The sequence below is a fragment of the Aphanizomenon sp. CS-733/32 genome, from assembly GCF_028330045.1.
GTDB classification, from domain to species: Bacteria; Cyanobacteriota; Cyanobacteriia; order Cyanobacteriales; family Nostocaceae; genus Dolichospermum; species Dolichospermum gracile.
In genome coordinates this window covers 1-8,807 of sequence record NZ_JAQMSE010000132.1, presented here as the reverse complement: position 1 = coordinate 8,807, position 8,807 = coordinate 1, and the positions used below count along the sequence as shown (strand labels likewise).

At 40.8% G+C, this 8,807-nt stretch carries 7 protein-coding genes; 3 read left to right on the top strand and 4 right to left on the bottom strand.

From position 1 onward, the window contains the following. Positions 1 to 102: 102 nt before the first annotated feature. Positions 103 to 1,119, bottom strand: a complete 1,017-nt coding sequence (locus tag PN471_RS10285) for a sulfate/molybdate ABC transporter ATP-binding protein (RefSeq protein ID WP_271776766.1) — start codon at positions 1,117 to 1,119, stop codon at positions 103 to 105. Between the two features lie 289 nt (positions 1,120 to 1,408). On the opposite strand from PN471_RS10285, the gene ilvA reads away from it, so the two are divergent. Next, complete coding sequence (gene ilvA, locus PN471_RS10280; RefSeq protein ID WP_271776767.1) at positions 1,409 to 2,980, top strand: threonine ammonia-lyase, biosynthetic; 1,572 nt, start codon at positions 1,409 to 1,411, stop codon at positions 2,978 to 2,980. 40 nt (positions 2,981 to 3,020) lie between these two features. On the opposite strand, the gene PN471_RS10275 is transcribed toward ilvA, so the two are convergent. Then, entirely contained in the window at positions 3,021 to 3,482 is a 462-nt protein-coding gene (locus PN471_RS10275) for a pyridoxamine 5'-phosphate oxidase family protein (RefSeq protein ID WP_271776765.1), read from the bottom strand. 335 nt (positions 3,483 to 3,817) lie between these two features. After that, positions 3,818 to 4,720, bottom strand: coding sequence for an alpha/beta fold hydrolase (locus PN471_RS10270; protein WP_271776764.1), 903 nt, complete (start codon positions 4,718 to 4,720; stop codon positions 3,818 to 3,820). A 191-nt stretch (positions 4,721 to 4,911) separates the two neighbouring features. Here PN471_RS10270 and PN471_RS10265 point away from each other — a divergent pair, with 191 nt between their 5' ends. Next, a complete protein-coding gene (locus PN471_RS10265) occupies positions 4,912 to 5,778 on the top strand; it encodes a shikimate dehydrogenase (protein ID WP_271776763.1) in 867 nt (288 codons plus the stop codon). Between the two features lie 63 nt (positions 5,779 to 5,841). Here the strand turns inward: PN471_RS10265 and ilvC are convergent, their stop codons facing one another. Continuing rightward, positions 5,842 to 6,837, bottom strand: a complete 996-nt coding sequence (gene ilvC / locus PN471_RS10260; RefSeq protein ID WP_193895012.1) for a ketol-acid reductoisomerase — start codon at positions 6,835 to 6,837, stop codon at positions 5,842 to 5,844. Positions 6,838 to 7,183: 346 nt separating this feature from the next. On the opposite strand from ilvC, the gene PN471_RS10255 reads away from it, so the two are divergent. Further along, positions 7,184 to 8,542, top strand: a complete 1,359-nt coding sequence (locus tag PN471_RS10255) for an NAD(P)/FAD-dependent oxidoreductase (protein ID WP_271776762.1) — start codon at positions 7,184 to 7,186, stop codon at positions 8,540 to 8,542. The last annotated feature ends 265 nt before the right edge of the window (positions 8,543 to 8,807 follow it).

Genomic DNA, 8,807 nt, shown 5'->3' with positions numbered 1-8,807 from the left:
TTCCCTGTAACCTGTCACCTGTTCCCTGTTCCCTGTCACCTGTCACCTGTCACCTGTCACCTGTAACCTGTTCCCTGTTCCCTGTCACCTGTTCCCTCTTGCCTAAATTGAATAATAAAGCGGAAAAGATTTTGCATCTTTTGGTTTAACATAAACCTTTGCTTGTGGTTCTAATTTTAATTCATCGAACCGTTCCCGTGTTAAGTGGGCTGTCATCATTTGTCCATCATCTAAGGTTAATTCAACTTGAATTTCCCAGCCTAAATGAATGATTCTGCTGACTGTGGCTTGCGCTGTTGTGCCATTACCAACTGTTTCAATGATGATATCTTGGGGACGCAAAAATGTTTCTGGGTTTGTTGATTCAAAACCACTACTTTGGAAGATTTTGGCAGAACTGGGTAATACGTTCACCGGACCAATAAAACTCATCACAAATGCAGATGCGGGATGATCATAAATTTCTGCGGGTGTTCCTACCTGTTCGACTTTGCCTTTATTCATGACGACAATTTCATCGGCAACTTCCATGGCTTCTTCTTGGTCATGGGTGACGAAAACTGTGGTAACATGAACCTCGTCATGGAGACGACGTAACCAGGCTCGTAAGTCTTTCCGAACTTTGGCATCCAGCGCTCCAAATGGTTCATCTAATAAGAGGACGTTGGGTTCTACAGCCAAAGCTCTAGCTAGGGCTACCCGTTGTCTTTGTCCGCCGGAAAGTTGGGAAGGATAGCGATCGCCTAATCCACTCAATTGTACTAGTTCTAGTAACTGTTCTACTTTTCCCTCAATTTTCTTTTTGGGGGCTTTACGAATTTCTAAGCCAAAGGCGATATTTTTACGGACTGTTAAATGTTTAAATAGGGCATAGTGCTGAAACACAAAGCCAATATTTCTTTCTTGGACACTTTGAAAAGTGGCATCTTTGCCCGTTAAAATGATTTTACCTGTATCTGGTATTTCTAACCCAGCGATTAACCGCAATAAGGTAGACTTACCAGATCCCGATGGACCAAGTAAAGCCACCAGCGAACCACTCTGAATTTCCAGGTTTATCTGTTCAACTGCTTGGAAACTACCAAATTGTTTAGAGACGTTTTCAACTACTATGCCCACTGGTGCTACACCTCTGCGAATAATCTACGGTTTTTAAGTAGGAATACCGTACTTTATATTTATATCACAAATATTGGCAGTTGTATAGCAGAAGTCAGGAGTTAGGAGAAAACCCCAGCAATTCTCATTTTGAAAAAAATAAAATTAGAATCACGGATTAGACGGATTGCACTGATTTCACGGATTTTAGTAAGTCAATTGATATGTTAACCGACTTGGCTCTTGTTGTATCATTAAAATTTATGAATTAAGTTCAGATTTAACCAAACAGTATTTCATCCCGAAAACCATTACTCGAAAGACCCAACAAGCGGTAGAATTAACAACCAACCCCAATTCCCTCCTTGATATGTATTGCGACTACTTGGTACAAATCCTCACCGCCCGCGTCTATGATGTAGCCCAAGAAACACCATTGGAATATGCCCCCAATCTTTCCAACCGCATTCATAACAAACTCCTCCTCAAACGGGAAGATATGCAATCGGTGTTCTCCTTCAAACTGCGGGGTGCATATAACAAAATGGTCAATCTCACCCCAGACCTACTTAAACAGGGTGTCATTGCAGCTTCTGCGGGGAATCATGCCCAAGGTGTGGCTTTAGCTGCCAGTCGTTTAGGAACAAAGGCCATCATTGTTATGCCTGTGATTACGCCCCAGGTGAAAATCAATGCAGTTAAAGCCAGGGGTGGAGAGGTGGTTCTACATGGCAATAATTATGATGATGCTTACGCCCATGCGCGACAATTGGCAGCGGAAAAGGGGTTGACTTTTATACATCCCTTTGATGATCCTGATGTTATCGCCGGTCAGGGAACAATTGGTATGGAAATACTGCGCCAATATCAGCAACCTATTCACGCTATTTTTGTGGCTATTGGTGGTGGTGGCTTAATTTCCGGGATTGCAGCTTATGTTAAACGGTTACGTCCTGATATTAAAATTATTGGTGTTGAACCTGTAGATGCTAACGCTATGTATCAATCATTGCAAGCTGGCGAACGGGTACGATTGTCTCAGGTGGGTTTATTTGCGGACGGGGTAGCGGTGCGGGAAGTGGGAGAGGAAACCTTCCGGCTATGTCAACAATATGTGGATGAAATTATTTTAGTGGATACAGATGCTACCTGTGCGGCAATTAAAGATGTGTTTGAGGATACTCGCTCTATTTTAGAACCTGCGGGGGCGTTAGCGATCGCTGGTGCAAAACTTTATGCAGAACGAGAACGAATTGAAAATCAAACCCTCATTGCCGTTGCTTGTGGTGCTAACATGAATTTTGACCGTTTACGTTTTGTGGCGGAACGGGCAGAATTTGGCGAACGTCGAGAAGCTATTTTTGCAGTCAGAATTCCCGAAGAAAGAGGGAGTTTAAGAAAGTTTTGTGACTGTATTGGTAAACGCAACCTCACAGAATTTAACTATCGCATTGCTGACCAAAAAGAAGCGCATATTTTCGTAGGTGTGCAAATAGAAAATCGTGCCGACGCTGCAAAAATGGTCGAAAATTTTGAATCTCACGGTTTAAAAACCATAGATTTAACAGATGATGAATTAACCAAACTGCATTTACGTCACATGGTAGGAGGACATTCTCCTTTAGCAGAAAATGAACTCCTTTATCGCTTTGAATTTTCCGAACGTCCAGGGGCATTAATGCAGTTTGTAACTTCTATGTCTCCTGATTGGAACATTAGTTTATTTCATTATCGCAATAATGGTGCAGACTATGGACGAATTGTGGTAGGAATGCAAGTTCCCCCCCATGAAACAGCAGAATGGCAATCATTTTTAGATAATCTTGGTTATCACTATTGGCATGAAAGCGATAATCCGGCATATAAGTTATTTTTAGGATGATTTTGATATATCCCCGACTTCTTGAAGAAGTCGGGGATATTTAACGATGTGAAAGTTCTAAAAAACTAATAGTTTGCGGCATAAAACTAGATGAACTTTCCCAATAATCTACTTTATTAACTTTTATTTTTAATAAAGCAATATTGGGTTCATCTATGCCTTTAGGAAACCAAATTTCTAATCCTGGCTGCCATTTTGATTGAATTTCCTGACGTTCTCTTGTTAACTGGGCTGTTCCTAGTATGGAAACAAATCGTTCTTGATTAGGTGCGGAAAAACTCACATTTACCTGTTGATGATTTTGAATTTCTACGACTTTATGGGAATTAGCTGGGGTAAACAACCAGAGTGTGGCATCATTATCAATTTCATTCCATATTGACATGGGACGACTATGTAAACTGCCATCATCATCAATTGTGGTTAACATCCCACATTCAAGACCTTCAAGCAATTTACGCAATTCTTGAACTCGTGGTTTAGTATCTAAAGATTGTGTCATTTTTTCTAAAATTTTAGTTTTATGAACATGAGTGATATTCTTAATGTTAAGGTTTTTCGATTTATATACGTGAGTCTTAAGAGGTAATTATTAGAATCTGTTATAACAAATTTATAACTAAAGAAATATGCTTTATAGTATGGTTCAGTTAAGCCTAAAACTTTTTTAAGAACGAACCACAGAGGCACAGAGGACACAGAGAAAGGGAAAAATTATTAACTAAACTGTATTTTTCTATAGTAGGTGTCTATTATAGATTTTCGGTAAATAAATGATGCTGTTGTAGAGATTTTACCAGGAAAGTCTCTACAAAGATTTTTGTTTTTTATTCTGTCTTAATTTAAACTAATTACCCAATCACGTAAATGTGAATTTACTTGTTGAGGAATTTCGTCATGGGGACAATGACCGGCTGTGAGAAAATATTCGGTTAGTTGGGGATAATATTCATGGAATTTTTGGGAACGTTCTCGCGCTTTCATCCAAGGATCTGCTTCTCCCCATAATAACAATAATGGACAAGTTAATTGTTTGAGTAAGATGTCAACTTTCGCACCTTGAGGACTGCTAAAAACAGAAACAAATACATCTAACGCCCCTTGATCAAAAGCTGGACGCTGAATTTCTGCTACTAATTGATCTGTTATTGCACTTTTATCCAGATAAACTTTTTCTAATGTGCGGCGAATTACCCACTTTTGGCGGGTATATTGAAATAATAAACACTGCGCTAAACGTTGTTTTAAAAACCATGTAACAGTTTTTCCTAAAAGTTTTTGCAGAGGATTTATAGAAGGTTGAATTTGATTTTCTGGTTGGGAAAATGGTCCAGCACTATTAAGTAATACTACACCTGCTGCACTATCATGACCTTGGGAAGCAACGCATAAACAAGCGTAACCACCTAAAGAATTACCTGCTAAAATGGTCTTTTGACCGATGACTTCACTGATAAAATCATGGAGTTGGTCGCGCCACAAGTCACCGCTATACTGTAAATTAGGTTTTGCAGAACGCCCGAATCCTAATAGGTCAATGGCAAATACTTGGAAATCTGCACTCAATTCTGTGATATTCTTGCGCCAATGGTCTGTGGAAGCACCAAAACCATGTACCAATAGCAAGGGTGGACGTTGAAGGTGTGGTTCTCCTGCTTGGACATAGTATACGTTATGTCCGCGCCATTGCCAATACTGACCAGGAATCGGATTTGTGGAGGAAGCGATACTTGTTTGCATATTACAAAGAAATATTAAGTTACTGTGAATAATTGTAAATTAAATTATTAGAGAAACTCAAGCGAATATAATTCACGGCTACACAAACAAAGTCCGCCTGCGCGGACTAAGATTTATAGCCCATACAGGTAGTTTTTGCCTGTGTAGGGGTCTCCCCGCCCTTTTAAAAGTACAACTGACACCTAATAAAAATGATTACTGGAAAAACCCAACTTTTGGGAGTTATTGGACATCCTGTGTCACATTCCCTTTCTCCATTGATTCACAATGCGGCTTTAACTAAACTGGGATTAGATTATGTGTATTTGCCTTTTCCCATTGCACCGGAGAATTTGGAGAGAGCGATCGCCGGATTTGCTAGTATTGGTGTAGTAGGATTTAGCATTACAATTCCCCATAAACAAGCAATATTACCCTTATTATCCGAAATTTCTCCTGTCGCCCAAGCTATCGGTGCAGTGAACACTGTCACTCGTCAAGGTGATAAATGGGTGGGGACAAATACAGACGTGGAAGGATTTATTGCCCCATTACAAACAACATATCATCAAGATTGGAGTCAGAAAAGGGCGGTAATTTTAGGGAATGGTGGGGCTGCGAGGGCTGTGGTTGCTGGTTGTATTCAACTCGGTTTGGTAGAAATTCATGTTGTCGGGCGGAATTTACAGAAATTACAAGCATTTCATCAAAGTTGGCAAAATTCACCCTTTGCAGATAAATTTCAGGTGCATGAATGGCAAGAATTACCGAACCTACTCCACCAAGCTAACCTGTTGGTAAATACAACCCCGATTGGAATGTATCCTTATATGGAAGAATCGCCATTAAGTAGCCAAGAAATTGGTTATTTGCTTGGTGATGCCATTGTCTATGATTTAATTTATATTCCTAAACCCACCAAATTTTTGCAGTTGGCAGAAAAACAAGGAGCAATTATTATTGATGGTTTAGAAATGCTTGTCCAACAAGGTGCAGCAGCCTTAAAAATCTGGTTACAACAAGAAACAGTCCCCGTCAGCGAAATGCGTCAAGCATTACAAAATCACCTGGGGATATGACAGGGCGGGGGGAAAAGGAATTTGGTAAAAGGTAAAGAATTACCAATTACCAATTACCCAAAATTACGCTTTCTTCAACCAGCTAAACATAGCGCGTAAATCTTTACCAACTGCTTCAATAGGATGTTCTGCTTCTTGACGGCGCATAGCAGTAAAACCAGGTTTACCAGCTTGGTTTTCCAAGACAAATTCCCGCGCGAATTGTCCAGATTGAATTTCGCTGAGGATTTTCTTCATTTCCGCTTTAGTTTCGGCGGTGACAACGCGAGGACCACGAGTATAATCACCATATTCGGCAGTATTAGAAATACTATCGCGCATGGTAGCTAAACCACCTTCTACGACTAAATCAACAATTAATTTGACTTCGTGCAGACATTCAAAATAGGCGAGTTCTGGTTGATAACCTGCTTCAACTAAGGTTTCAAAACCGGCTTTGATTAAAGCACTCAAACCACCACACAATACTGCTTGTTCCCCAAACAAATCGGTTTCGGTTTCTTCCCGGAAAGTAGTTTCCAAAATACCGGCGCGTGTACCACCAACACCTTTAGCATAAGCCATAGCGCGATCGCGTGCCTGACCAGTGGCATCTTGATAAACTGCAAATAAGGCAGGTACACCTTGTCCTTGTTCATAAGTACGACGCACTAAATGTCCAGGGCCTTTGGGTGCAACCATGACGACATCCACATCAGCAGGAGGTACAACCTGGGCAAAATGGATATTAAAACCATGGGCAAAAGCTAAAACATTTCCAGCTTCTAAATTGGGTTCAATTTCGTTTTTGTAAATTGTTTTTTGGACTTCATCAGGTAATAAAATCATGATGAAATCAGCAGCAATGGCCGCATCAGCCACATTTTTAACTGTCAAACCAGCAGCTTCGGCTTTGGCTGTGGACTTACTGCCAGGATATAATCCGACAATGACGTTTACACCGCTATCTTTGAGATTTAGCGCGTGAGCATGACCTTGTGAACCATAACCAATAATAGCAACGGTTTTACCTGCTAAAAGATCCAAATTAGCATCTTCATCATAATACATACGCGCCATAGAAGCATCTCCTGTTTATAAAGGCTGTCATGAAATTGGCAGACTTATGATTGTATCGCAAATCGGGGAACAGGGAACAGGTGACAGCGAACAGGTGACAGGGAACAGGTGACAGCGAACAGGTGACAGGGAATAAAAATTACAATTACCCAACTTCCTTCTTCCTCCTGACTCCTGACTCCTGACTCCTGACTCCTGACTCCTGACTCCTGACTCCTGACTCCTTTCAGTCCGCTACTTTTATTTTTTTTTAAGAAGTTCAAGATAAACAGAAATAATTGTGACAATTTTGATACAAATTTGTTAAGAATAGTTACAACACCTGTAATGGAAGGAAATATTTTTTATGGTTGATCTATCTGACAAAAAACCGGTTCATCAAGTCGTGATTATTGGTGGTGGTTTCGGTGGATTGTACGCCGCTAAGTCTATGGCTAAGGCCAATGTGCAAATCACCCTGATTGATAAACGCAATTTTCATCTCTTTCAACCGCTGCTGTACCAGGTCGCTACAGGTGCTTTGTCCCCGGCGGATATTTCTTCTCCCTTGCGGGCTGTCCTCAGCAAAAGCAAGAATACAAAGGTGCTTTTGGGTGAGGTGAATGATATTGACACTACCACCCAAAAGGTGATGGTAGGCGAGGAATCTGTCCCCTACGATACCTTAATTGTGGCTACAGGGGCAAAACATTCCTATTTTGGTAAGGATAACTGGGAAGAATTTGCACCGGGTTTAAAGACCGTAGAAGATGCTATTGAGATGCGTCGGCGGATATTCTTTGCATTTGAAGCCGCTGAAAAGGAAAGTGATCCAGTAAAACGCCAAGCTTTGTTAACTTTTGTAATTGTTGGTGGTGGTCCAACTGGGGTAGAATTGGCGGGAGCGATCGCTGAATTAGCAACTAAAACCCTGACAGAAGATTTCCGCAACATTAACACCTCAGAAACCAGAGTTTTATTGTTAGAAGGTTTAGACCGGATTCTTCCCCCTTTTGCACCGGAATTATCCCAGACAGCGGAAGCATCATTAAAGGCTTTGGGTGTAGATGTGCAAACCAAAACTTTGGTAACACATATTGAAAATGATATTGTGACGATTAAGCAAGGTGATGAAGTTAAAGAAATTGCAGCTAAAACCGTGTTGTGGGCTGCGGGTGTGAAAGCCTCAGCAATGGGGAAAGTTTTGACAGATAAAACGGGAGTTGAGAGCGATCGCGCTGGTCGTGTTATGGTTGAACCAGACCTAAGTATTAAAGGATTTCCCAACATTTTCGTAGTTGGTGACTTAGCAAATTTTGCCCATCAAAATGATAAACCTTTACCAGGAGTTGCACCAGTCGCCATGCAAGAAGGCGAATATGTGGCTAAACTCATTCAAAAACGGTTGAAAGGTGAAACATTACCCCAATTCAAATATGTGGATAGAGGTAGTTTAGCAATGATTGGGCAACACGCCGCAGTTGTTGATTTAGGATTTATCAAACTCAGAGGTTTCTTGGCGTGGTTTGTCTGGTTATTTATTCATATCTACTTCTTGATTGAATTTGATAATAAATTGGTTGTGATGATTCAATGGTTGTGGAGTTATTTTACCCGCAATCGTGGCGCGAGATTAATTACAGGTAAGGAAACCATTGCCCCTGTACCAATTGCAAATAGTGATAGTCACACGCCAGTTATCACAAAAAAGCCGTTGAATGTGTAGTTTTGTCGAGTGGGTTATTAACCCACCATTTTGATTGATAATAGATACAAACTCCCATTGGTTGGAAAGGAATGCGGGCTTATTGTAATACGCCCGTACATTTTGCTAATAATTAGACTGTAGTATGTGACGTACTCCACACACTCCCTTTCAGGTGAGTGTGGGCTTCTCAGTGACTCCTCTATGAGGACATTAACTGAGCTTTAAGACCGTGCGCCCCACGGTTCTTTGGTTTTGAGATTTGTTTTTTGTTTTGTAGGCTGCA